This is a genomic window from Butyrivibrio proteoclasticus B316 (assembly GCF_000145035.1).
In the GTDB taxonomy this organism is placed as follows: Bacteria; Bacillota; Clostridia; order Lachnospirales; family Lachnospiraceae; genus Butyrivibrio; species Butyrivibrio proteoclasticus.
Genome location: NC_014387.1, coordinates 2,806,591 through 2,828,893 on the forward strand (window position 1 = coordinate 2,806,591; position 22,303 = coordinate 2,828,893).

General features: G+C 40.0%; 22 protein-coding genes and 1 pseudogene. 3 read left to right on the top strand and 20 right to left on the bottom strand.

Features of this window, described 5'->3' with window-relative positions; translation table 11 throughout:
- Positions 1-120: 120 nt before the first annotated feature.
- A complete protein-coding gene (locus BPR_RS11605; protein WP_322786858.1) occupies positions 121-1,554 on the bottom strand; it encodes a TrkH family potassium uptake protein in 1,434 nt (477 codons plus the stop codon).
- 15 nt (positions 1,555-1,569) lie between these two features.
- Complete coding sequence (trkA, locus tag BPR_RS11610; protein ID WP_013281681.1) at positions 1,570-2,931, bottom strand: Trk system potassium transporter TrkA; 1,362 nt, start codon at positions 2,929-2,931, stop codon at positions 1,570-1,572.
- Positions 2,932-3,157: 226 nt separating this feature from the next.
- Here trkA and bilS point away from each other — a divergent pair, with 226 nt between their 5' ends.
- Positions 3,158-3,697, top strand: coding sequence for a flavodoxin family protein BilS (gene bilS / locus BPR_RS11615; RefSeq protein ID WP_013281682.1), 540 nt, complete (start codon positions 3,158-3,160; stop codon positions 3,695-3,697).
- 13 nt (positions 3,698-3,710) lie between these two features.
- Here the strand turns inward: bilS and BPR_RS19940 are convergent.
- The 7 genes and pseudogenes from BPR_RS19940 to rpmG form a co-directional block, all read right to left on the bottom strand.
- A pseudogene (locus BPR_RS19940) lies at positions 3,711-4,466 on the bottom strand (CapA family protein); the annotation flags it as partial.
- 90 nt (positions 4,467-4,556) lie between these two features.
- Positions 4,557-5,000 carry a hypothetical protein gene (locus BPR_RS19945; protein WP_143754300.1) on the bottom strand — a complete coding sequence of 148 codons (444 nt, stop codon included), beginning with the start codon at positions 4,998-5,000 and terminating at the stop codon, positions 4,557-4,559.
- Between the two features lie 87 nt (positions 5,001-5,087).
- Entirely contained in the window at positions 5,088-5,777 is a 690-nt protein-coding gene (rplA, locus tag BPR_RS11625) for a 50S ribosomal protein L1 (protein ID WP_013281685.1), read from the bottom strand.
- Between the two features lie 13 nt (positions 5,778-5,790).
- Positions 5,791-6,216, bottom strand: coding sequence for a 50S ribosomal protein L11 (rplK, locus tag BPR_RS11630; RefSeq protein WP_013281686.1), 426 nt, complete (start codon positions 6,214-6,216; stop codon positions 5,791-5,793).
- Positions 6,217-6,440: 224 nt separating this feature from the next.
- Entirely contained in the window at positions 6,441-7,082 is a 642-nt protein-coding gene (nusG, locus tag BPR_RS11635; protein WP_013281687.1) for a transcription termination/antitermination protein NusG, read from the bottom strand.
- A 35-nt stretch (positions 7,083-7,117) separates the two neighbouring features.
- The gene (secE, locus tag BPR_RS11640) at positions 7,118-7,381 is read right to left on the bottom strand and encodes a preprotein translocase subunit SecE (RefSeq protein ID WP_013281688.1); all 264 of its coding nucleotides are present in this window, start codon (positions 7,379-7,381) and stop codon (positions 7,118-7,120) included.
- 36 nt (positions 7,382-7,417) lie between these two features.
- Positions 7,418-7,567: a 50S ribosomal protein L33 gene (gene rpmG / locus BPR_RS11645; protein WP_013281689.1), complete on the bottom strand. Its 150-nt coding sequence runs from the start codon at positions 7,565-7,567 to the stop codon at positions 7,418-7,420.
- A gap of 317 nt (positions 7,568-7,884) precedes the next feature.
- On the opposite strand from rpmG, the gene fliD reads away from it, so the two are divergent.
- Positions 7,885-9,186 (top strand): flagellar filament capping protein FliD, encoded by a 1,302-nt coding sequence (fliD, locus tag BPR_RS11650; RefSeq protein WP_042257003.1) that lies wholly within the window; start codon positions 7,885-7,887, stop codon positions 9,184-9,186.
- A gap of 158 nt (positions 9,187-9,344) precedes the next feature.
- Here fliD and glf read toward each other — a convergent pair whose 3' ends face one another.
- From glf to BPR_RS11695, 9 genes are all read right to left on the bottom strand, one after another.
- Positions 9,345-10,547, bottom strand: coding sequence for a UDP-galactopyranose mutase (glf, locus tag BPR_RS11655; protein WP_013281691.1), 1,203 nt, complete (start codon positions 10,545-10,547; stop codon positions 9,345-9,347).
- Between the two features lie 134 nt (positions 10,548-10,681).
- The gene (locus BPR_RS11660; protein WP_013281692.1) at positions 10,682-11,017 is read right to left on the bottom strand and encodes a hypothetical protein; all 336 of its coding nucleotides are present in this window, start codon (positions 11,015-11,017) and stop codon (positions 10,682-10,684) included.
- Between the two features lie 327 nt (positions 11,018-11,344).
- Complete coding sequence (locus tag BPR_RS11665) at positions 11,345-12,073, bottom strand: hypothetical protein (protein WP_013281693.1); 729 nt, start codon at positions 12,071-12,073, stop codon at positions 11,345-11,347.
- A 116-nt stretch (positions 12,074-12,189) separates the two neighbouring features.
- Positions 12,190-13,347, bottom strand: coding sequence for a glycosyltransferase (locus tag BPR_RS11670; protein WP_042257005.1), 1,158 nt, complete (start codon positions 13,345-13,347; stop codon positions 12,190-12,192).
- Between the two features lie 45 nt (positions 13,348-13,392).
- The gene (locus tag BPR_RS11675) at positions 13,393-13,731 is read right to left on the bottom strand and encodes a hypothetical protein (protein ID WP_013281695.1); all 339 of its coding nucleotides are present in this window, start codon (positions 13,729-13,731) and stop codon (positions 13,393-13,395) included.
- Positions 13,732-13,905: 174 nt separating this feature from the next.
- A complete protein-coding gene (locus BPR_RS11680; protein WP_013281696.1) occupies positions 13,906-14,820 on the bottom strand; it encodes an NAD-dependent epimerase/dehydratase family protein in 915 nt (304 codons plus the stop codon).
- Between the two features lie 40 nt (positions 14,821-14,860).
- Positions 14,861-16,225 carry a lipopolysaccharide biosynthesis protein RfbH gene (rfbH, locus tag BPR_RS11685; protein WP_013281697.1) on the bottom strand — a complete coding sequence of 455 codons (1,365 nt, stop codon included), beginning with the start codon at positions 16,223-16,225 and terminating at the stop codon, positions 14,861-14,863.
- Positions 16,226-16,248: 23 nt separating this feature from the next.
- Entirely contained in the window at positions 16,249-17,352 is a 1,104-nt protein-coding gene (rfbG, locus tag BPR_RS11690; RefSeq protein WP_242662161.1) for a CDP-glucose 4,6-dehydratase, read from the bottom strand.
- Between the two features lie 54 nt (positions 17,353-17,406).
- Positions 17,407-18,390 (bottom strand): glycosyltransferase, encoded by a 984-nt coding sequence (locus tag BPR_RS11695; protein ID WP_042257007.1) that lies wholly within the window; start codon positions 18,388-18,390, stop codon positions 17,407-17,409.
- Between the two features lie 250 nt (positions 18,391-18,640).
- Between BPR_RS11695 and BPR_RS11700 the strand changes: the two genes are divergently transcribed.
- Entirely contained in the window at positions 18,641-19,837 is a 1,197-nt protein-coding gene (locus BPR_RS11700; RefSeq protein ID WP_013281700.1) for a YncE family protein, read from the top strand.
- Here BPR_RS11700 and BPR_RS11705 read toward each other — a convergent pair.
- The gene (locus BPR_RS11705; protein WP_013281701.1) at positions 19,762-21,036 is read right to left on the bottom strand and encodes a hypothetical protein; all 1,275 of its coding nucleotides are present in this window, start codon (positions 21,034-21,036) and stop codon (positions 19,762-19,764) included. The genes BPR_RS11700 and BPR_RS11705 overlap by 76 nt on opposite strands.
- A gap of 160 nt (positions 21,037-21,196) precedes the next feature.
- Positions 21,197-22,240, bottom strand: a complete 1,044-nt coding sequence (locus tag BPR_RS11710) for a DUF58 domain-containing protein (protein ID WP_042257009.1) — start codon at positions 22,238-22,240, stop codon at positions 21,197-21,199.
- Between the last annotated feature and the right edge of the window lie 63 nt (positions 22,241-22,303).

The following is a 22,303-nucleotide window of genomic DNA, read 5'->3' on the forward strand; positions in this document are numbered from 1 at the left end:
TCTTTTCACAAAACCTACTAAATATTATCACAGTTTGGACACAATTAGCAATAATAAATTTAACTTTTGTTTATAAAAATTTTAGATTTATTGCAGTCTGATTTTTATCAATATTTCAACTTATCTTCTCCAGGTCTTAGGCTTGAGTATTACAAAAATAGGCAAAAGCTCCAATCTGCCCGCAAGCATGTCAAACATCAGAACCAGTTTGGACAGATATGAGAACTGAGAATAATTACCTGTCGGCCCTACCATACCAAGTCCGGGACCTATATTATTAAGCGTAGCAACTACTGAAGTCACAGTTGTCTGAAAATCAAAGTTATCAAGTGCAACTATCAGTGTTGATGCTATGAATGTAATTACATAAATTCCAAGATAAGCTGTAACTGACTTAACTGTTGTTCCTTCTACTGAATGTCCGTCCATGTAGACTCTTTTAACAGCCTTGGGATGAACAATGAAATTCAGCTCATTTCTGGCATTTCTGATAACTATAAGAGCTCTGGAAAATTTAAATCCACCGCCGGTAGATCCGGCGCAAGCTCCTATCAGAGAAAGGACCACTAACATAAGCTTGGATAGCATAGGCCATGTATCAAAATCCAGTGTACAGAAACCCGTCGTAGTCATAATAGAAGCCACAGAAAAAAGCGAATGATGAAAGGCAAGTCTCGGATCAGTCACACACCCGCTTCTGTATACATTAAAAGCTATGATTCCTGCAGAAATCAGCATTGTTCCCAGATAGAATTTGACTTCATCAATAGCAAATGCCTCTTTGGGCTTTCTATTGAGAAGAAAATAATAAACAGTAAAGTTGATTCCGCAAAGGGCCATAAACAAAATGATAATCGCCTGACTCACCAGGGAGTATCCCATCATTCCGGTATCGCGAACTGCAAAACCACCCGTTCCAACAGTAGAAAAAGAAATAGTTATAGCATCATATATTGGCATTCCGGAAATAATAAGACAAACTATCTCTGTAACTGTAATTCCAAAGTATATGATATATAAAATCTTAGCTGTGTCTTTTACTTTGGGAACAATCTTACCAACAACAGGTCCCGGAGACTCAGCTCTCATCAGATGCATACTATATCCATCTGCCATAGGCACAACAGCAAGAAGGAAGACCAAAACTCCCATTCCACCAATCCAGTGAGTAAATGTTCTCCAGAACTGAACACTCTTTTCAATGTTATCAACAGTTGTTAATATGCTGCCTCCGGTAGTAGTAAAACCGGAAACAGTCTCAAAAAGAGCATCTATATAATTTGGAATTGTTCCTGTTATTACAAAAGGAACCGCTCCCATCATACTGACTGCAATCCACGCAACAGCGGTTATAGCAAATCCCTCTTTTGCATAAATAACTCTATTTGCAGGCTTTTTAATAGTAAAAATCGTTCCGACAACAAAACATACAGCCGCAAGGATCAAGAAAGAAATTGCACTGTCATATTCCTTGTAAACAAGAGCAACAATCAGAGGCAATGTAAAAAGAGTTCCCATGATCCTCAACAGTCTAAACAGAATAAATCTGATCATTGAGTAATTCATTTATCAATTCTCCAAAATATCATTTATATCTTTTAATCCGGTTCTTGTAGTAACTACAATAACTGAATCTCTATCTCTTATAACACTGTCACCACTTGGAGAAGTGATTTCACCATAATGGTTTATGCACGCAATAAGGATACCTTTTTTTAGATGAAGCTGAGAAAGCGGAACTCCTACAACCTGGCTTCCTCCGCGTACTATGAACTCCAGCGCCTCAACTCTCTCATCATTAAGCTTATAAAGAGTCTCAATATTACTATCCTTGGACGCAGACATTCCTCTAACAAACTGAACAATTCTGTCAGCAGTAATATTCTTGGGATAAATGATACTTCCAATATTAAGTGAGCCTATGATATCACCATAGTCAACTCTGTGTACCTTGGTAATAAGCTTTGCCTTGGGATTGATGCTCTTCACATACATTGAGAGCATAATGTTCTCTTCATCAAGGTTAGTCAGTGAAACAAATGATTCCACACTTGTTACACCTTCTTCAAGGAGCATATCCTTGTCAGTTCCATCACCACATATGATCAGAGCCTGTGGTAAAAGATCTGACAATTCCTTGCATCTTGCAGGATCTCTTTCAAAAATAGTAACCTTTATTCCAAGAGAAAGAAGATTCTGAGCCAGATAAAAGCCCGTCTCTCCTCCTCCAATTATCATTGTAGAATGTACTTTGGCAGTAGGAAGTCCAAGCTTTCTAAAGAAGTTAATTGTATTTCTGCTGGACGCAAAAACTGTAGCCTCATCTCCTGCATGAAGAACTGTATTTCCATCAGGGATAAATACTTCATTTCCTCTGCTGACAATAGAAATAAGTACCTGCTTACGAAGATCCGCAGGAATATCTTTAAGAGCCTTATTGCAGAGTCTGGAATTCTCATCGATGATAAATTTAACCATCTCAGCTCTTCCTCTGGCAAAAGTCTCAATCTTAGTTGCTGAAGGGAATTTCAAAAGACGCTCAGCCTCGTTGGCTGCAGCTTCCTCTGGATTGATTACCATGGAAAGTCCCAATTCTTCCTTAATAAAGTTGATTTCCTTTTTATATATAGGATTGCGTACTCTCGCTATAGTATGGCAGTTACCTGCTTTCTTGGCAATCAGACAGCACAAAAGGTTAAGCTCGTCAGAATCAGTAACCGCAATCATAAGATCTGCAGTTTCTATACCTGCGTCCTTCATGATAGAATAGCTGGCACCATTGCCAACAATTCCCATAACATCGTAGTTATTAACTACATTTTGAAGAACACTACTCTTTTCCTCTATAACTGTTATATTATGTCCTTCTTTGCTAAGCTGCCTTGTCAGTGTCTGTCCTACATTGCCGCAGCCCACAATCAGAATATGCATATTCATCCTCCATTATAAACACATAAATCCACATTACATTATATCATCCCCACCCTTTAAATCAACTCACTGCGCAATCACTATTAGTTTATACTCTTTTGTATTTGTTCACAGGCTATTATTGATTTTTAAGATTAATCTAATCCCTTGTTTCTTGTATTTGCGGTGCTTTGAACATAAAATGAACTTGTTAAAAGTGGTTTTTCCGGTCCATGAAGGGTTTAGTATGCTCAAATATCTGGTTATTTATGCCAGTGAAACTGGCAACACCAAAAAACTAGCTGAAGAAATATATAAAGCTTTACCTTCCTCCAAAAAAGATAAGGCATTAGTTGACGTGCGGACCTGGAACGGAACTCTTGATGCAGAAACATACTTTATAGGCTTTTGGGCCAACAGAGGCTCATGTACACTTGAAATTATAGATATACTCTCCTCACTTAATCATCGCAATATTGCACTGTTCGGAACCTGCGGAACAGGAAATGCAAAAGGATACTACTCTTTGCTCGAGCAAAATGCAAGTGTGTGGATTTCTGATGATAATAACTATCTTGGCTCATACTTTTGTCAGGGTAAAATGACAGATGAACTACGAGCCAAGTATGAATCCTACAGAGGAAAGTGCGATGATGAGAAAATAGATCAGATTATTAAGATTTTCGATTCAGCCAAAAATCATCCTTCAAGAGAAGACCTGCAAAGAGCACATCAATTCGTCAATGAGTGCTATCTGCAGGCCAAAGAATCACTATTACATGTATAACAAATCACTTGTTTTATTTATGGCTTATGTAGCCATTTGAATCTATCAAAGCATTAGATGACATAGCATTCATATCACCGATTATACGTTGAGCTTCACTTCCAAAAGCTTCATTAACCCGGCAATCGCTCTGAATAGCCGGAACAAACTGTAAATTGACAGCTCCGTCATTATGCAAAGTTGCTATTACCATACAGGTATCGAGCGTTTTGGAATTAAAAATATAGTTTCCCAGACTGTAGACTACTGGAACATTTCCTACGTAGTCTATTTTTTGTAGTACATGAGGATGACCACCAATTATAAGATTGGCCCCCGCACTTGCAAATTCTGCTGCCTGATCTCTCTGAAGATAATCAATCTCTGTAGTACTCTCTGTTCCCCAATGCACAAAAACTATTACGTATGCATTTTTCTCCTTGGCTTCTCTTATTCTCTGAAGTAAAAGAGAATCATCCAGACATCTGAAGACTCCGGCAGAATCAGCTGTAGCCTCTTTAGTGTCCGGGTTTGTAATTCTTTCAATCTGAGTCGCACAAATAATGGCTATTTTCATACCACTTTCTGTGACATAGTACACAGTATGCGAAGCCTCATCAATATTATGGCCGGCACCCACATATTTAATCCCTGTAGAATCAAGAATATCAAAGGTATCCAAAAGAGCCTGATTTCCATAATCATATGCATGGTTATTGGCAAGCCCAACAATATCCACACCCATATCATTAAGAATATTAGCTGTTTCCGGCCTTGCCCTGAACGTATATGTCTTTCCTTCGTTGGAATTCCACGGAGGATATGGAACTCGTTATGACATCATGATATCAACAGTCTCATCCTATTGAGAGACTGTCTCCTACACACCTACTGCAGAATTGCCATGGTTTTTGAAGGCATTGCCAACAGCATAGTTATCATCAAATAGAATGTCTCCTGCAAAACCAATTGTGACACAACTGTCATCCAACGTGCTGATAACCTGCGTATAATCGACATCTTCATCAGGAATAACTATTTCCACCTTGTCATTCTCATCCAAAGTGATCACCGGTTCCTCTATTTTATCCGCCTCAGGTATTTTCTCCCATTTACCGGCAAAAGAATAATCAATTGGATTCTCAATTGGGCCATTTTGTCTGTTATTTGCAATTAATAAAATTGGAATTCCAATACAAAAAATGACAGCCAGTGTCAGTAAAAATACTACAAAAGCCTTTCTGACTACATATCCCCCTGAAGAATTCTTGTAATCGTCATAATCATCATAATCATTGTAATTATTTCTGTCTCTTTTCCCCATGTGAATAAGTATACCACACTTTGTCATATTAGCAGAAAAAAAAGCCGCCGCAAAATGCGACGGCTTTGATAGCTCTAGATATACTAATTAGTACTTGTTAGATACAACCTTAACACCAGGGCCCATTGTTGTAGCAAGAGTGATGCTCTTGAGATACTGACCCTTAACAGATGCTGGTCTAGCCTTTGTGATAGCATCCATAAGAGCGTTGAAGTTCTGCTCAAGCTGCTCTTCTGTGAAAGAAGCCTTACCAACTGGAACGTGGATGATGTTAGCCTTGTCAAGTCTGTACTCAATCTTACCAGCCTTGATATCAGCGATAGCCTTAGTAACATCCATTGTTACTGTACCAGCCTTAGGGTTTGGCATAAGACCCTTAGGTCCAAGTACCTTACCAAGACGTCCTACAACGCCCATCATATCAGGTGTTGCAACTACAACGTCGAAATCAAGCCATCCGTCGTTCTGGATCTTAGGAATAAGCTCCTCGCCACCTACATAATCAGCACCAGCTGCCTGAGCCTCGTCAAGCTTTGTTCCCTTAGCGAAAACAAGAACCTTAACAGTCTTACCTGTTCCGTTAGGAAGAACAACAGCGCCTCTGATCTGCTGATCAGCGTGACGTGAATCACAGCCTGTTCTGATGTGTAATTCTACAGTCTCATCAAATTTTGCAGTAGCTGACTTCTTAACAAGAGCGATAGCTTCTGCAGCTTCATACTGCTGAGTCTTATCAATAAGCTTAGCAGCTTCTACGTATTTCTTTCCGTGTTTCATCTCTCATCCTCCATCAGTCTTCTACTACGATACCCATACTACGTGCTGTACCAGCGATCATGCTCATAGCACCCTCGATGTCAACAGCGTTAAGGTCTGGCATCTTTGTCTCTGCAATCTTTCTAATTTCTTCCTTAGAAATAGTTGCAACCTTAGTCTTGTTAGGAACTCCTGATCCCTTCTGAATCTTAGCTGCCTTCTTAAGAAGAACTGCTGCAGGTGGAGTCTTTGTGATGAATGTGAAACTTCTGTCTGCATAAACAGTGATAACAACAGGGATGATAACGTCACCCTTATCTGCTGTCTGAGCGTTGAACTGCTTTGTGAATTCAACGATGTTTACACCATGCTGACCAAGTGCTGGTCCAACTGGTGGTGCTGGTGTTGCTTTACCAGCCTGGATCTGTAACTTAATATATCCTTCGACTTTCTTTGCCATTATGGCACCTCCTGAAAATATGTGGTCGGCGCAATCGCCCACGTTAGTCTTGCTCCAGTGGTTCAGTTAACCAGTCTCGATCATATCTCGACCAAAACTCATCACCGGAGGCAGCGCCAACTACATGTATAATATACATGCCGGGTCTTGCTCCCACTCAGCGGTTACGTGCCTGCAATGCAGGCTATATATCCAGATGCTCAAGCATCCAAATACCTTAATAATTATGAATCAATTTTTCTAACTTCAGCGAATGAAATCTCAACCGGTGTCTCACGGCCAAACAAATCTACATTGATAGTAGCTGTCTGCTTACCAAAATCCATTCTCTGTACAACACCTGCTGTATCCTTCCAAACACCAGCGATAACTGCAATCTCATCGCCAACGCCGAAGTCAACAGAAATTGTATCTGTCTTAATACCGAGAGGTTTGATCTCTGCATCAGTAAGAGGAACAGGTTTACTTCCCGGTCCTACGAAACCAGTTACACCACGTGTATTACGAACAACATACCAAGTCTCGTCATTCATATCCATGTTGACAAGAACATAGCCTGGGAACATTTTCCTCTGGACATTCTTGCGAGCACCATTCTTAACTTCGACTACATCCTGAAGCGGAACTCTTACCTCGAGAATCTGATTCTCAAGATGTCTGTTCTCGATGGTCTTCTCAAGGTTAGCTTTAACCTTGTTCTCATAGCCTGAATATGTGTGAACAACATACCAATGAGCATTCTCATTGGCTGATGCATTGCCAGCCTCTGTTGTAGCTTCCTGGTTCTCAGAAGCATCTGATAATACCTCTTCAGATACTGTGTTGGCAGAATCTAATTCAAGATCCTTTTCCATTTCTTCTGACATATTATCTCCTTTATAAAAGTGAATATGTGTCCTACTTAAAATATAGAAGTAATAAAGTTCACTCCATATTCAAACACAATGTCCAATACTGCGATCAGTGCGCAACAAATAGCAGAAACAACAACTACTGCAGTTGTCTGCTTAATAATATCGTCTTTTGTAGGCCATATAATCTTTCCAAACTCTGCCTTAACCCCTGAAAAGAAGTCTGCAATCTTAGAGAAAACTCCGTCCTTAGATTTAGCCTTCTTCTTGGCAGTAGTATTGGAACTGCTTGATACTGCTTTGGTCTCTTCCATACCCGTAGCAACCTCCTAATTAATATAGGGAAACGATTATTTTGTTTCCTTATGTAATGTATGCTTCTTGCAGAATGGGCAATACTTCTTCATCTCAACACGATCAGGATGTGTCTTCTTATCCTTAGTTGTGTCATAGTTACGATTCTTGCAATCTGTGCATGCCAGTGTAATTCTTGTACGCATTATCTCACCTCCGGGCGTTTTAATCTATACTATACTTCGCGCCACAAAACATATTTTTTTGCATAAAAAAAAGACGTAAATCTTATGTCGCTTGTCTAATATATCATAGTCTTTTGCATACGTCAACGGTTTTCCAATCATAATTATAACATTTTTATTAAATCGTTCATTTTTCATGATTATTTCATTGACATTTGCATTGTTTTTAGTAGAATAAAAGTAACTAAACGTGGCTAGATATGCCCTTAATGCGACAGATGCCAATGGAATGGCAGAATATATATTCGCATGTTATCAAGGAAGAAAGGAGGGGCATTATGGCAGGCATTTCTTTAAATGGCGCTTATAACCATTTCATACAAGATTATGTATCCAAAGATGTGGCACATGCTGATACTCATCGAAAAGATGAGCTTCGGGATGTGTATAAGTCTATTGCAAGAATCAATAAGAACTCCCCTCTTTATCTTTTAACAGATGACGATAAATCGCGCAATGACGCAATTGAAATAAAAGAAAGAGCAAGGCAGCTTCAAGGTAATATCATTGGGCTTAATAATCAGGAAGATAAGTTATCTCTTGATCACACTTCCGGTTACACCAGTGATGAAGAAAAAGTTGTTGCTTCTTATATAGGTAAGACTCCGGATGAAGACATTGGCAAGACAGGTTTTGTGATCGAAGTATCATCACTTGCATCAGCCCAGGTCAACACCGGTCGCTTCCTTCAAAAGGATTCCTTCGGTCTTCCGGCCAAGGATTACGCTTTTGATGTTCGTGTCGGCAAACAGGAATTTGAATTCCAGTTCAGTATTTATCAGACTGACAGAAACATAGACATCCAGGATAAGATATCTAAATTGATCAACAAGGCTAATATAGGTCTTGCATCTAATATTATAGAGGATTCACAGGGGCGAAGTGCTCTTCAGATCACTTCAACCAAGACAGGTCTTCGCGCCGGCGAATCAAGTCAGTTTGAAGTGTATGAATCATCCAGTGGACTTGCAGTCGGATCCGTTGCACACCTTGGTCTTGATCAGGTGTCCGCCCCCGCATCCAATGCGCACTTTACATTAAATGGCGAAGAGAAGTCCTCAATCTCCAACAGATTCACAGTTGGCGGTAAATTTGAATTAACCCTTCAGGGCCCCACAACTACCGAACCTGTTTTTGTAGGTGTCAAAAAAGATAACGAAGCGCTCAAGAAGCATATCAGTTCACTGATTGATAATTACAATGGCTTTGTAAAAGATGCAGCCGGTGATAAAGATGTCAAGTTTAAGAGTGACAAGCTCAAATCTGAAATAGTAGGAATAGCCAAACAGTACATGTCTACCATGACTGATACAGGAATCAACCTGGAAGCCGACGGAACGCTTTCTATAGATGATGAACTTCTGACACAGGCAATTTCAGGTGCAGAAAGTGATATTTCACTTGCTCCGGTCAAACAGTTTTCAAGTGCTCTGATTGATAAAGCCAAAGAAATATCTGTTGATCCTATGAAATATGTAGACAGACCGGTAGTTAATTACAAGAATCCGGATAATAAAGATACATCTTCTCCTTATATTACAAGCGAGTATTCCGGAATGATGTTCAACAATTATTGTTAAAAGAAAACCTGACCCACAGTATTTAAACCAATTGCTGTGCCTCAGGCTTCGATCATAGCACTGCAGGGCTATGATTTGAAATTATAAAGTTGTCTGAACCTTAGGCAACGAATAGCGGCGAGCTCATTGCTCGCCGCTATTGTCATTAATACCTGTTATTATTTGCATTCTCTTGCCATATCAAGAGCAGCTCTAATTACCTGATCCATGTTGTAGTACTTATACTGGCCAAGTCTTCCTCCAAAGAGGATATTCGGATACTCTTTGGACATCTCTGCATACTTGGAATAAAGCTCATTATTCTTATCATCGTTCATAGGATAATATGGTTCATCTCCATGTTTCCAGTTTGCAGGATACTCTCTGGTTATGATAGTTCCTGCTCCCTTGCCATATTCAAAATGCTTATGCTCAATTATCCTTGTGTAAGGAACTTCTCTTTCTGTGTAATTTACAACGGCATTTCCCTGGTAGTTATCCACATCAGGAAGTTCCTGTGTTTCAAATCTAAGTGATCTGTATTCAAGAGTTCCAAGTTTATATCCAAAGAACTCATCGATCATTCCAGTAAAGAGAATCTTATCAAAAGAATCTCCTGTCACAGACTCATAAGGAGTTGCCGGAACATTGCCACTCATCTTAATAAAGTCGTAATAGTCAACGCCCGTCTTAACTGTGATGCTTCCGGAAACAAAAGGAATCTCATTATCCTTTGCCATAAGAAGGAGCTTTTCTATTACAGCAGTATATCCGCCAATAGGTATACCCTGATATCTGTCGTTAAAGTAATTATTATCATAGGTAAATCTCATCGGAAGACGTTTAATAATAAAGGCCGGAAGATCTGTACAATCCCTTCCCCACTGTTTCTCAGTATAGCCTTTAACCAGCTTCTCATAGATATCTCTTCCTGCAAGTGAAAGAGCCTGCTCTTCAAGGTTAGTTGCCTCGAACTCGTCCGTTCCCTTTTCCTTATTAATACGGGAAATCTCTTCCTCAGCCTGCTTACTGATAATATCACTTGCTTCCTGCGGAGTCTTGATCCCCCACATTTTGCTGAAGGTGTTCATATTAAAAGGAAGATTATATAATTCATCCTTATATACCGCTACAGGAGAATTAATGTAGTTGTTAAACTCAGCAAACTCATTGATATAATCCCATACTTCCTTATCTGATGTGTGGAATATATGTGCGCCATACTGATGAACATTAATACCCATCTTATTATAGGTATAGATATTACCTGCCACATTATCTCTTTTATCTATTACCAGCACATTTTTCCCTTGTACTGCCATCTCATGTGCAAATACAGCTCCAAAAAGTCCGGCGCCAACAACTAAATAATCATACTTCATATTTCATGCTCCTCAAAAATAATCCTGTAAATATAACCAGCCAGATAATTATATCATAATCACAGTATAAAACGAAAAAGGGATGCAGAAAACTGCATCCCTTACTAATCTCGCTATAAACTGACTGCTACAGATCAGTCTGCCTGATACTTGTCAAGCTGAGAGAAGTCTCCCATCATGTCAAGGATTTTCTTACGTCCAGCCTTGTTAAGCTTAACATACTGCTGCATTACACGGTTCTCAACGATCTTCTTGCCAAGATCTGAGCCCTGCTCAAGTGTTGAGAAATCAACCGGGTTAAGGTTAAGACGATCACACATCTTAATAACTGTGCCGTAAGCCATTCCCTCGATTCCTCTATCAAGTGCTGTTACCAGTGTGCTGTATGGAATAGACATATCAATTGCGAACTGTCTGACACTCTTATACTGCTGCAAGATTTCCTTCTTTAAAATCTCTGCTTTTGTCATGCCATTACCTCCTAAATAATTCTTATATTTCTTTCCTTTTGCTACACTAGTCTACCACATAGACGTTTTTTCGTCATTCACTTTTTAAGGGAATTTTCCAATAAAAATTTATCAAGATTGCCGACTGTTTTTTGGCATTTTAACGAAAATGTAACCGATAACAAGAATTTGCGAAAGTGTTCACACTTTTTTCACAATTCATTGTTACAATAAAAGACATTTTACCGTTAATGACGTTTTTACGCTCATTAATTTTCGATACAATTCATATTCTTATATACGAAAAAACAAACAGTGCAATCGCACTGTCTGCTTCATCACTGTTCATCAGCCTTGTACATCAGCCACTCTATTGTTCAAAAATGCCAACGCTTCGTTGTAGATATCTTTCGGAATAATGTAGACTTTGTGGACATTTCCCGTACATTGAATATCTAAAGAACCCATTTTCTTATTTATAGCAACAACATCATTATATTGAATAATTTCTTTTTTAAAATCTTTTTCACTGCTAAATTCAAGGCGTTCAGCAAACAGTCTCAAAATTCCCTGCTTAAAACCTGATGTTGCACTTATCTCATACTCCGGATCATCCTCTCCAAGCATTACATCAAAGCTTCTCTGTCCATCAGGTGAAACCATAGACGGCTGGGCTATCTGAACATTTGCAAAGATCGATCCATACAGACTATCATCCGCCTCATTTACAATAGTCTCTATGAGGCTGCTCAGCGTATTGTAGTAAACACGGATTGTATAGTTGTGAGAAATAAGCAGCTGGATTGTTTTATTTCTGATCCTGTGTCTGAATTTAAATGTATGAAATCCTGATCTCAGCTTCAGATAAATTTTATCGCCGGGCTCTATCTCATAAAGCGAGGTATCATCCAAGAACAGCATAATCGTTCCGCCATCAAGACTTCTCTGCCCAGTACAGCAGATTTCTATCATGTACTCCTTGCCGTCTTCAAAAAGTTTCCCTCCGCAGATTGGACAGAAGTTCATTTTACTATTCATTTTATCAGGAAGTACGCTATTGCAGTTAGGGCAATTCATGTGCCATCTCCTCTACTAGTTCCAATTAATAATATCATAATTTCATTCACTCTTTTATTAAGAAAAAATGAAATACAAATGTATATTAAAATCGAATAGCTGTCAACACCTATATGTCAAAACGGATATTTATCTTCACAGATACTGATGCCGTCCGGAGAAAGAAATCTTCCAATCTGCCCCCTGCTGACATAAGCTTTCTCTGCAATGACGGCATCAAAAGAGTGATCATCCCAAGGAAGCCTTGTGGTATTAGCATCACCAAAAGCTGTTTCATCAGCTATATTTCCAGCCACTGCAGCCGCAAAAGAATTGGCACACACCCCCGCAATAAACACATTTGTTGTCCTGCTTTTAATATATGAGGCATTTGCTCCAAGGCCGCAGCTAAAGTCTAGAACTCTCAGCATGCCTTTTTTCTCTTTGGAAAGTCTTATAACTTCTTCACAAGCTGACTCCCACGGAAGGCTATAGCTCCATATATCAAACTCCCACTTGCTCTCAAATTTCTCACGGCCTTTTTCCATTGCATCCGCGTGCCCTTCAAAGCCACCTCCGCCATTGTGATATATGAAACTGTTCTTGCAAATATACTCCTGAAATCCTGCACTTGACAGCCTTATTCCCAGATCGTCATCCTCAAAATACCCAGGCGAAAAGAATTCATCAAACACCTGAAGGTCAGGTGCAACAGCAAATATAGCTTCCCTCGACAGTAAAAGCGCAAAACCCGTAAGCCTGAAACTTTTGACATATGGATTAATATAAACAGGCACCCTTTCAGATGCATAATCCTCAAAAGCCTTATATGCCCTGGCTGCTCCAAGCTTTTTATGCCATGCTCCTTCTGCCTCAAAAACTTTTTTATCATCTACAAAAGGTTTAAAAGAAAGGGCATCTATTTCCTGCAAAGATGCGCTGTTTGAAAAGGCGCTTGTAGCTCCTACGTTCCTATTATCGTAAAGCCCCATTCTGAGCCAGAAAAGTGATAAAGGCGTCACTATCGCATCATTATTCAAGAAAAAAATGTCGTTTCCCGGAGCACATTTTTTTGCTCCCAAATTACAACCTGCAGGGAAACCGAGATTTTCATCGTTTAACACCAGCGTAAAATTAAGCCGTGATGTTCTGCTTGCCTCTTTAAGATAATCTATAACCCCTTCTTCAGTTGAGGCATTATCCACAACAACTATTTCACTTCTTGCAGGAGCATATTGATTTATTGCATCTATACACATTTGAATAAGTTCGAGATCGTTATAAGACAGGATCATCACACTTGTGTTTCTGACCCTACAGTCCGGCCTGTTTCTGACATATCAAAGAGCTCTCATTATCTGCACATCTCCATCATCAGTGCAGTAATCAAGAGCCATTTCCAAGCATAGATATGCCCAGTTTACATTTATATTCATGTAATAGAGGCCGAGCATATAATAGATTTCATAATTAGTATGATCATAATGAAGGCCATTATAAAGTGCAGTAAGTTCAGCTGTACCATCGTTAAGTCCCTCCCAGATGGAAGCTTCCAATACGCATAGCCTTGCAGCCTCAGAAGGAGTTCTCTCATTAATGTGAAAATACTCATCCTGAAACTCATATAACGCATCCTGAAGTTCGCCCTGGGAAATAAGATCAGATAACTTGTCAAACACTTATAAGTCCTCAGCTTGTTGCTATCAGTTCCTAATGTATCAGTTGCCCATATATCAGTACTTATATCTCTGTTACTGATACCTCACTTACTTACAACTTTTTACTAATGCCTATATTCCTTACATTTCAGTTATATATAACATTATATCACATACATTTATTCGTATTATAGTTCACATAACATACTTCATTATCGTATTCTCAAACGCCACCTCAGGTGCCCATCCTGTGTCTCTTTTAATCTTCTCTGCCGAAGGTCTGAGTGAAATAAAAGGAGACGCCTTATCTCCAAAAGTAATAAGCTTATGAGTATCTTCTCTGCCTTTTTCATTAGCAATGATGTCTGCTACTTCCATGACATAATCCTTAAGAGGTCTGAAATCACCGTGGGCTATGTTGTAATCTTCTCCAGCCACTCCTCTGTTTCCCAGTGCCTCGATTGCAGCCGCAGCATCTTCAGCGTCAAGGTAATCCCAGTACTGTTCGCAGGATGAGAGTCTCACCTGTTCTCCTCTTGAAAGTTTGGCTATCAGATCCGGGATCATTCGCCCTGAAGGCTCATATTTTCCTATAAGGCTGAATATTCTGCCCCAGATAAAGTCTATCCCAAGCTGATCTGCTCTATTCCTCAAAAGATAAAAAGCTGCTGCCTTGCATGACCCATAAGCCGAAAAAGGTTCAAGTCTCATATCCTCAGTGATAAAATCATGATCTGACTTTATACCATATTCAGCCTGAGAACCGATTCCAACAAAGCGTATATCTTTAGAAATCTTTGCAGCTGCTTCTATAGCCTTTAAAGCACCATCCACATTTTTCATCTGGACTTCAAAGTCTTCTCTTCCCCCGCCCCAGGCCAGGTGGAAAAAGAAATCCGCCTTCTCCCCTATTTCTTCAGGGAGCTTATCATACTCTTCCATTTCCAGAAACACCTTGATAAGTCTATCAGCCGGTGCATCCTGAAATCTTTCGTTGTGAAAAGAATTTCTTCTGCCAACCGCATACACCTTATAATCTTTACTCAAAAGGTGCTCTACAAGGTTTGCTCCTGCAAACCCGTAAGCACCTGTAACTATCGCAATTTTCATGTGATTTCCATTCTTATGATCACTATTATCAACCACTAACTCATCGCAGGGCGTTTCTGATCACATTTGCTATAAAATCAATCTTAGTATCATTAAGTCCCGGATATACTCCAACCCAGAAGCTATTGTTCATGATAAAGTCTGTAGTCTTAAGGTCACCAACTACTCTGTAAGCATCCGTATCTCTATACTCATCAAAAGCCGGATGTCTTATGATATTGCCGCTAAACAGAAGTCTTGTTTGAATGTTGTTATCCTCAAGAGCTCTTGTTATCCTGTTTCTTGTAACAGGCTCTCCCTTAGAATCCACAGCACCTTCTCGCACGCTCATGATAAAGCCAAACCATGAAGGTTTGCTTCCCTTGGAAGCTTCCGGAAGGATAAGAACATCGCCAAGATCTGCAAGATCTTCATGAAGTCTCTCCCAGTTATGACGTCTGCTGTCAGCAAAGCCAACAAGCTTATCGAGCTGTGCACATCCAACTGCAGCCTGCATATCTGTTGCCTTAAGGTTATATCCCAGATGGCTATATACATACTTGTGGTCATAGCCAACAGGGAGCTGGCCAAACTGACCATCAAATCTTCTGCCACAGAAATTGTCTTTTCCGGGAGGACATACACAGTCTCTTCCCCAGTCTCTGTAACTCTTAATAAGCTTATTAAGAAGTGCATTATTGGTATATACGCAGCCGCCCTCACCCATTGTGATGTGGTGTGGAGGGTAGAAGCTTGAAGTTCCGATATCTCCCCAGGTTCCTGTATATCTGGTTTCACCATCAATCGTATATTCAGATCCAAGGCTATCGCAATTATCTTCCACAAGCCAGAGGTTGTGCTTATCACAAAATGCCTTGATCTCACCGAGGTTAAAAGGATTGCCCAGAGTGTGAGCAATCATAACTGCCTTGGTCTTCTCAGAAAGAGCTGCCTCTAGATCAGTAACATCGATGTTATACTCAGGAACTGTAACATCAAGAAACACAGGAATTGCACCATACTGCATAATAGGAGCAACTGTAGTGGGGAATCCGCAGGCAACTGTGATTACTTCATCGCCTCTTTTGATCTGTCTGTCGCCAAGCTCAGGAGCTGTAAGAGCCATAAACGCAATAAGATTAGCAGAAGATCCGCTGTTTACAAGATTGGCATACTTAACTCCAAGAAGCTGCGCAAATCTCTTCTCAAATTCATCTGTATATCTTCCGGCTGTAAGCCAGAAATCAAGAGAAGAATCAACAAGGTTTATTACTTCCTTCTCATCAAACACTCTTCCTGCATAGGGAATCCTGTCGCCTTCAGTAAAACTCTCTGTGTCTGCCTTGAGGAAATTCTTGTAATACTCTGCAACCTTATCAAATATTTCCTGTCTTGCTTTCTTCTCTTCAATTAAATCCTTACTCATATTTCTTCCTTACCATTAAATAATTATTCAAAATACTCTTTGATCTGTTTCTCCAAAGATTCGGTGCCATGGCCGTTTAAATAGCCATCTGTCCATTCCACAGTCTTCTTAACTGCCATATCAATATCCCACTTTGGAGCCCAATTAAGTCTACTCTTTATTTTGGAGCAGTCAAGTTTAAGATAGTTAGCTTCGTGAGGTCCGCCATCTGACTGAATATTTATCAGCAGCTCCTTCCTGTTACCATCAAGATGAGCATTCCACTCATCAGCAAATGCCGAAGCAATTCTATATGCAGTTACTGCATCACTCTCATTTGGTCCTACATTATAAAAGCCAGCCTTGGAATAGTCCTCATACTGAAGCTCAGCTATCAAAAGATATGCTGAAAGAGCTTCAAGTACATGCTGGAAAGGCCTTGTAGAATCAGGATTTCTAAGGACTATTTTTTCTCCTGCCCTGGCGGCTCTTACGCAGTCCGGAACAATCCTGTCCTTGGCAAAATCGCCTCCTCCAATTACATTGCCTGCTCTGGCGGTAGATACTGCTATCTTTCTGTCTCTGAAAAAAGAATTGATATATGAATGAGTCACAAGCTCAGAGCATGACTTACTGTTCGAATATGGATCATATCCGTCAAGCTTCTCATCTTCACGGTATCCCCATTCCCATTCATTATTCTGATAAACCTTATCTGTTGTGATGTTTAAAAAAGATCTGACAGTGTCAGATGTGCGAACGCACTCACAGATATTAACTGTACCCATGACATTAGTTTCATAAGTATATCTGGGACTCTGATAGCTGTCCCTTACTATAGGCTGGGCAGCTAAATGAAATACTATCTCAGGTCTTGCCTCGTCAAAAAACTCTTTTAACCTGGCAAAATCTCTGATATCAGCTATGCATGAATGTATCTGACTATCAACACCGGAAATGTCGTACAGATTCTCACTTACTTCTTTTTCCTGATAATCTTTGGAAAAAATATCTTCGTTAACTCCGGGTTTTAATGAATATCCATACACCTCTGCGCCAGCCATGACCAGCGCTTTGGTAAGCCATGTTCCTTTAAAGCCGGTATGGCCGGTAATAAATACTCTCTTTCCCTTATAAAAATCAAGCATTAAAAATCTCCTCATTATTCCTCATTTAAGACATCAGAGGCTTCTCTCTCGTAGTCAAGAGCCTTGTTCTTCATTGCCGAGTTCTCTATAGCACTTGGCAATAGCAAGTCTTGGAAGCTCTCTGCTCTTTCTAATATCCAGAATGCTGCTGCACTCATAAGCTGCGTTATAATACCACACAATCGCCTCATCAAGGTCCTTCTTGTTGTAGTAATAATTGCCTAGCTCATAGCACATCTCACTGGACATTTCAGTGATGGCATCCTTAAGTGAGTATTTTAACATCGCATCGGCATCTTTTTCAAGCACAGCAACATGGGCCAGTACGCAGCTGGCTTCCTTTATCTCATCAAGGCTTCTGTTATTATCAAGCGTTGCCTCTGTAAAAAACTCTTTTGCATTCAGGAAATCTTCATCAGATCCCGCAAGAAACAATTCTCTTGCATACATTCCAAGAAGTCTTCTGGAAATTCGTCTGCCTTCTCTTACGGCATTTCTAAAAGTCTCCAGGTCCCTTCCGGAATGGTTTTCTCTGGGATTGTGGATTATCTCGATATCGCTATCGCACACAACAGGTTCTAACAAAACCTGTTCATGAATAGGATCAACCCATACAAATTCACGGATTCTCTTAAACAGCTTGGGGCGCAGCTCTCTGTCATAATTATAGACCGTCCTGAATGCCAACTGATTACAATAGTACATCTGAACTATATCAACGTTGAGCTCGTCAATATCTTCTTTGAGCTTGATGAAACGTTCCCTGTTATCTTCATCTATCTCTTCATCAGCGTCAGCAGAGTATATATAGTCACATTTAGCAAGCGAAAAAGCATAATTTCTGGCTTCACTAAAATCCCCTGTCCAATTGAAATTGTAGACCTGGGCACCCTTATCCTTGGCAATCTGAATAGTATTATCCGTAGAGCCTGTGTCAACGACAATCATCTCATCAACAATTCCTTTTAGAGAATCAAGACATTTTCCAAGGCAAGCTTCTTCATTTTTAACGATCATACATAAAATGATAGTAATCACATCGCACCTCCTGCTAGGGACATCCAAACGCTGAATTTCAAACTGCTCATACGCACATGAATACATATTAATGTTATCGTTTTAATGATATTTTTTCAACTAGTAACTAAGTATTCACTTTTTGTCACAAACGTGCGAAAATGTCATAGACTATTGAATTTCCGAGGGCATTCAATATTCTATAGAAATTAAGATTTCTTTTTGATTTCGGGCAAGTAATATAAGTATGATCCCATAAGGTGGTTAATATATGAGCAGAATTATCAGATATGGATTAGTTATATCCTCAATAATAATTTGTATATGTGCAGCTTGTGGCTGCAGTTTTCAGTCAGATAATGCGGTTGCGTCAGTTCCTCCCTTTGACGGGAAGGATTATCTTGTCATATCTTCAATGACAGCTGCAGGAGAAAATCCCAAAGAGTATGCAAGAAACTATGAACCAATCAAAAATTTTGATACCAAGCTGAGCGTTCCAACATATATTTCAAAGTTTGGGGACTACTGGTTTATCGTTGACTGCTACCACAACAGGATCATCTACTCTGATAACCTTGGGGCTCCGCTCACAGACTGGTACATCATGACATCAGATGTCACACAGCCGCACACTATAGCCAGCAACGGAAAAGTTTATATGTGTGATGATACAGAAAATAACAGAGTCGTTATCTTTGAGATGGTAGATGGCAAGTTCATTAACACACAGACAATCTACAACATCGGAAACCGCCCTCATTACACAGTATATGATAAGGCAACCGATACCTTTTATGTATGGAGTTCTACAACAGGTGAGCTTTACTGCATCAGGCAGGAAGCGGATTCCAGCAGAATGTATATAACAGATATCAGAAAGATTTCTATTCTTGATGGCATTTACGTTAGATCTTTTTCCATAATAGATGGTGATATTTACTTTGTATCAGGTGTTTCAGATGAGGGTCTTCCAGCCAAGATCTACTGCTGCGACCTGGATACTCTGGAAGTTAAAAAGAGCTATGACGTTCCTGATAATCTGGCCGGAATGGTTCAGATCACAAAGATAGACGATTACTACTACTTCTCAACATCAACTGATCTCAGCGGAAACCAGAACGTAGCTACGATCGTAAGAGCACATGACATAGATGACCTCAAATCAGGAAACTATGAAGATATCTACAGTAAATACTTTGTGGGTGGTGGAACTCCTTACTACATTTCAAACGTAGACGACACCTACTTCCTCACAGAGCACAGACTCACAGGACCACCAGATCTGGAGCTTCAAGGTAAAGGACAACAAAATCGTAGATGTCCAGACCATCTACTAACTTATCGCCCACCATCCGCAATGATGGTCTGGAGGCTACGAGGCGGTGGTCATGACTACCTGCAGATTTTCTTCATGGTCTGGAGGTCTGCCTGTGTAATCTCGTTGGAGCTGTATCTGGCCTTTTCATAGAGCTTGTAGGCTGATGCTTCTCTTTCGGAAATTATTTTCTCTTCCATTTCAAGAGGTGTATCGGAGCCATTTATATCATTAAGGCCACGATTTTTTTCTATATAGCGGGTAAAGAGCAGTCTGATCCTGCCGGAAGGTGACAACCTGTCCCTTATTCTCATGCGGCTACTGTCACTACCTGAAATGACTTTTGAAGGTACGGACCAGGGGCTTAAATACTCTATCTTATCTCTTGCCAGTCTGTCTTTTATATTATTCCTCGAAGAATTAAACAGTTTATAAAACTCTTTTATCATCATTACGAACAGGATGATCACTCCGATTGTCACTACTATCGCAACAATCCAGAACAGTATCTGCCATAGGGTATGCCAGATTGAATTATCCACATACTCTTCAGGGGTAAACATTCCGCCACCGCTGCTCATTGCAGTTTCCGGAACATCATATTCTTCCTGAGACTCGAATTTAAGAAAAGAGAAAACAAAACGAAGCAGCGCAGATATGCCGGCTTTGAGCACTGCCATAACTTCTCTTCCGTAATCAATTAAAGTGCATGTAAGCATAAGCACAAATGCCACAGCAAGAGACAGCTTCAGCATTAGGCCGTTAGTTCTTTTAATAGAATCATAGGGAATAAAATCTCTGTCCTTGAAGGTTACAAGAGCGCCAATAGTCTGCCTTGCATTGTAAAAGATAATACAAAGTATCCCCCAGATCACCTCAGAAAAAAGAACAAAAACAGTTGCCGTTTTCTCACCGGTGATAAGGCATAAAAGGTACAAGCCGATAAATAAAAAGCCCTCAAAAATAGTCGGATAAAAACGTCCCTTTCCATCAAGTCTTGCATAAATAGCAATTATCGTAATAATGATTATCGCCATAATGTGCATAACTTGTATTACACTGGTCAAATAAACCCCGGCAAAGAAATCCCCTGCAAGTAATCTGTGATTTCCGGAAAAAGAAATATAGCTGCAAAGAGCCATTGCCAGTCCGTGCGCAGCAAGAAAGGCCACAAGATTGTTTACAAATGCAGAAATAGCTTCGGAAAAAAGCACAAAAAGTGCAAGTGTAACATTAACTACGGCTATTGCGGGAACTTTTTTGAGCTGCATAGTCATAAGTGCCACAGTCGCTATTACAGTAACTATCAGTATATTATTGATTATCCGCAGTATTTCTATTCTCTTATGCATATTTTCCTCAAACAAGAAAGCATGTTGCTTGCAACATGCTCGCGCCGAGCGCGGTTGCATTTATGCAACATTTACCTATCGCGCGAGTGCGCATCCATAGCGGAGCGTTTTTTATGATATAGGAATTTCGGAGAAATTTCCTATATCATAAAAACTAATCTCACAGATAACTATCGTGCATTATCTTAACAAAGCTAATCCTTGAATCATCAGGTGCTCTCATATCCATACTCTTAGTCAAAGGACATATCCACACAAGTTTTCCCTTTTCATCGCACAACTCCCTGGAAGCCTTTACCACGCCATCTCTTCTGCTGGTTGATATCAGGCAGTAAACAACCTGTGCATTTCTTCCGCCATGAAGCTCATCCCTGACCAAAGCCTCTATATCTCCGGTCTCCTTAGTAAGATCAATCCTTGAAAGAGCTCTGCAAAAGTTCCTGTTATGGTCCATGGAAGATCCTGACTCCAGTCTGATCATTTCCCCCGTGACCTTATCCTTACCATTAGTCAAAAGAGATACCGGAATTCCCGACTGAATAAATTTAAGAGCAAGAGTTCTTGTTATTCTGATACAGTCCTCAATAAGCTCTATCTCAAACAGGATTCCCGGTTCTTCCACATTAAGAACAAGCACGATCTCCGGACTTGAAGTATAATCGTGGAGATTAACCTTCATCGCACCGGTTTTGGCACTTGCCTTCCAGTTAATATCAGACATCTGGTCTGTTGGAGCGTAATCACGAATTCCTCTGAAAGTAAAATTGTCCTCATACAGAAACCTTCTGGACTGAACTTCTCCCATCAGCTGCTGAAAAGGAACATCTATCTTATCCGTCGGCATAAGTCTGGGATACACATACATACTGGTACTCTGTTTTCTGTCAGCGTAGTGGATATCCGGGCTAAAAAGATCCGATGCCACAAGTGAAGTCTGCAAAATATTGTAGAAACCTCTTTTCCTGCAATCCATCAAAAGATTTCTGGTTATCTTCTCATAGAATCGCAAGCTGAATACATCTATTACATTAACTCTGTCAGTTACAGATGCATTAGTCGTATCCTTAAAAAACAGTCCCACATCAGTCTGAAAGTTCACCTGTAGTATATGAAGCGGTATGAAATTTCTATTGGTTATGACTTCTGTAAGTGAAGCCTCATCTCCCTCTGAAACTGCCTCCTGGTCAAAGCTAAGTTCTGCCATCAGCCCTCTCTGCCAGTACCTGTTAAAGATGCGGCGCTGCGCCATATACAAAAGAAATAACAC

Coding starts and splice junctions, on each gene's coding strand:
- rfbG (WP_242662161.1), bottom strand. CDS start 17,352: ATGCTTGATTTTTATAAGGGAAAGAGAGTATTTATTACCGGCCATACC.
- nusG (WP_013281687.1), bottom strand. CDS start 7,082: ATGTCAGAAGAAATGGAAAAGGATCTTGAATTAGATTCTGCCAACACA.
- BPR_RS11660 (WP_013281692.1), bottom strand. CDS start 11,017: ATGACAAAAGCAGAGATTTTAAAGAAGGAAATCTTGCAGCAGTATAAG.
- rpmG (WP_013281689.1), bottom strand. CDS start 7,567: ATGCGTACAAGAATTACACTGGCATGCACAGATTGCAAGAATCGTAAC.
- rfbH (WP_013281697.1), bottom strand. CDS start 16,225: ATGAGTAAGGATTTAATTGAAGAGAAGAAAGCAAGACAGGAAATATTT.
- rplK (WP_013281686.1), bottom strand. CDS start 6,216: ATGGCAAAGAAAGTCGAAGGATATATTAAGTTACAGATCCAGGCTGGT.
- BPR_RS11665 (WP_013281693.1), bottom strand. CDS start 12,073: ATGAATTGCCCTAACTGCAATAGCGTACTTCCTGATAAAATGAATAGT.
- fliD (WP_042257003.1), top strand. CDS start 7,885: ATGGCAGGCATTTCTTTAAATGGCGCTTATAACCATTTCATACAAGAT.
- BPR_RS19945 (WP_143754300.1), bottom strand. CDS start 5,000: ATGGGGAAAAGAGACAGAAATAATTACAATGATTATGATGATTATGAC.
- glf (WP_013281691.1), bottom strand. CDS start 10,547: ATGAAGTATGATTATTTAGTTGTTGGCGCCGGACTTTTTGGAGCTGTA.
- secE (WP_013281688.1), bottom strand. CDS start 7,381: ATGGAAGAGACCAAAGCAGTATCAAGCAGTTCCAATACTACTGCCAAG.
- BPR_RS11605 (WP_322786858.1), bottom strand. CDS start 1,554: ATGATCAGATTTATTCTGTTTAGACTGTTGAGGATCATGGGAACTCTT.
- bilS (WP_013281682.1), top strand. CDS start 3,158: ATGCTCAAATATCTGGTTATTTATGCCAGTGAAACTGGCAACACCAAA.
- BPR_RS11700 (WP_013281700.1), top strand. CDS start 18,641: ATGAGCAGAATTATCAGATATGGATTAGTTATATCCTCAATAATAATT.
- BPR_RS11680 (WP_013281696.1), bottom strand. CDS start 14,820: ATGAAAATTGCGATAGTTACAGGTGCTTACGGGTTTGCAGGAGCAAAC.
- BPR_RS11710 (WP_042257009.1), bottom strand. CDS start 22,240: ATGGCAGAACTTAGCTTTGACCAGGAGGCAGTTTCAGAGGGAGATGAG.
- rplA (WP_013281685.1), bottom strand. CDS start 5,777: ATGAAACACGGAAAGAAATACGTAGAAGCTGCTAAGCTTATTGATAAG.
- BPR_RS11670 (WP_042257005.1), bottom strand. CDS start 13,347: ATGATCCTGTCTTATAACGATCTCGAACTTATTCAAATGTGTATAGAT.
- BPR_RS11705 (WP_013281701.1), bottom strand. CDS start 21,036: ATGCATAAGAGAATAGAAATACTGCGGATAATCAATAATATACTGATA.
- trkA (WP_013281681.1), bottom strand. CDS start 2,931: ATGCATATTCTGATTGTGGGCTGCGGCAATGTAGGACAGACACTGACA.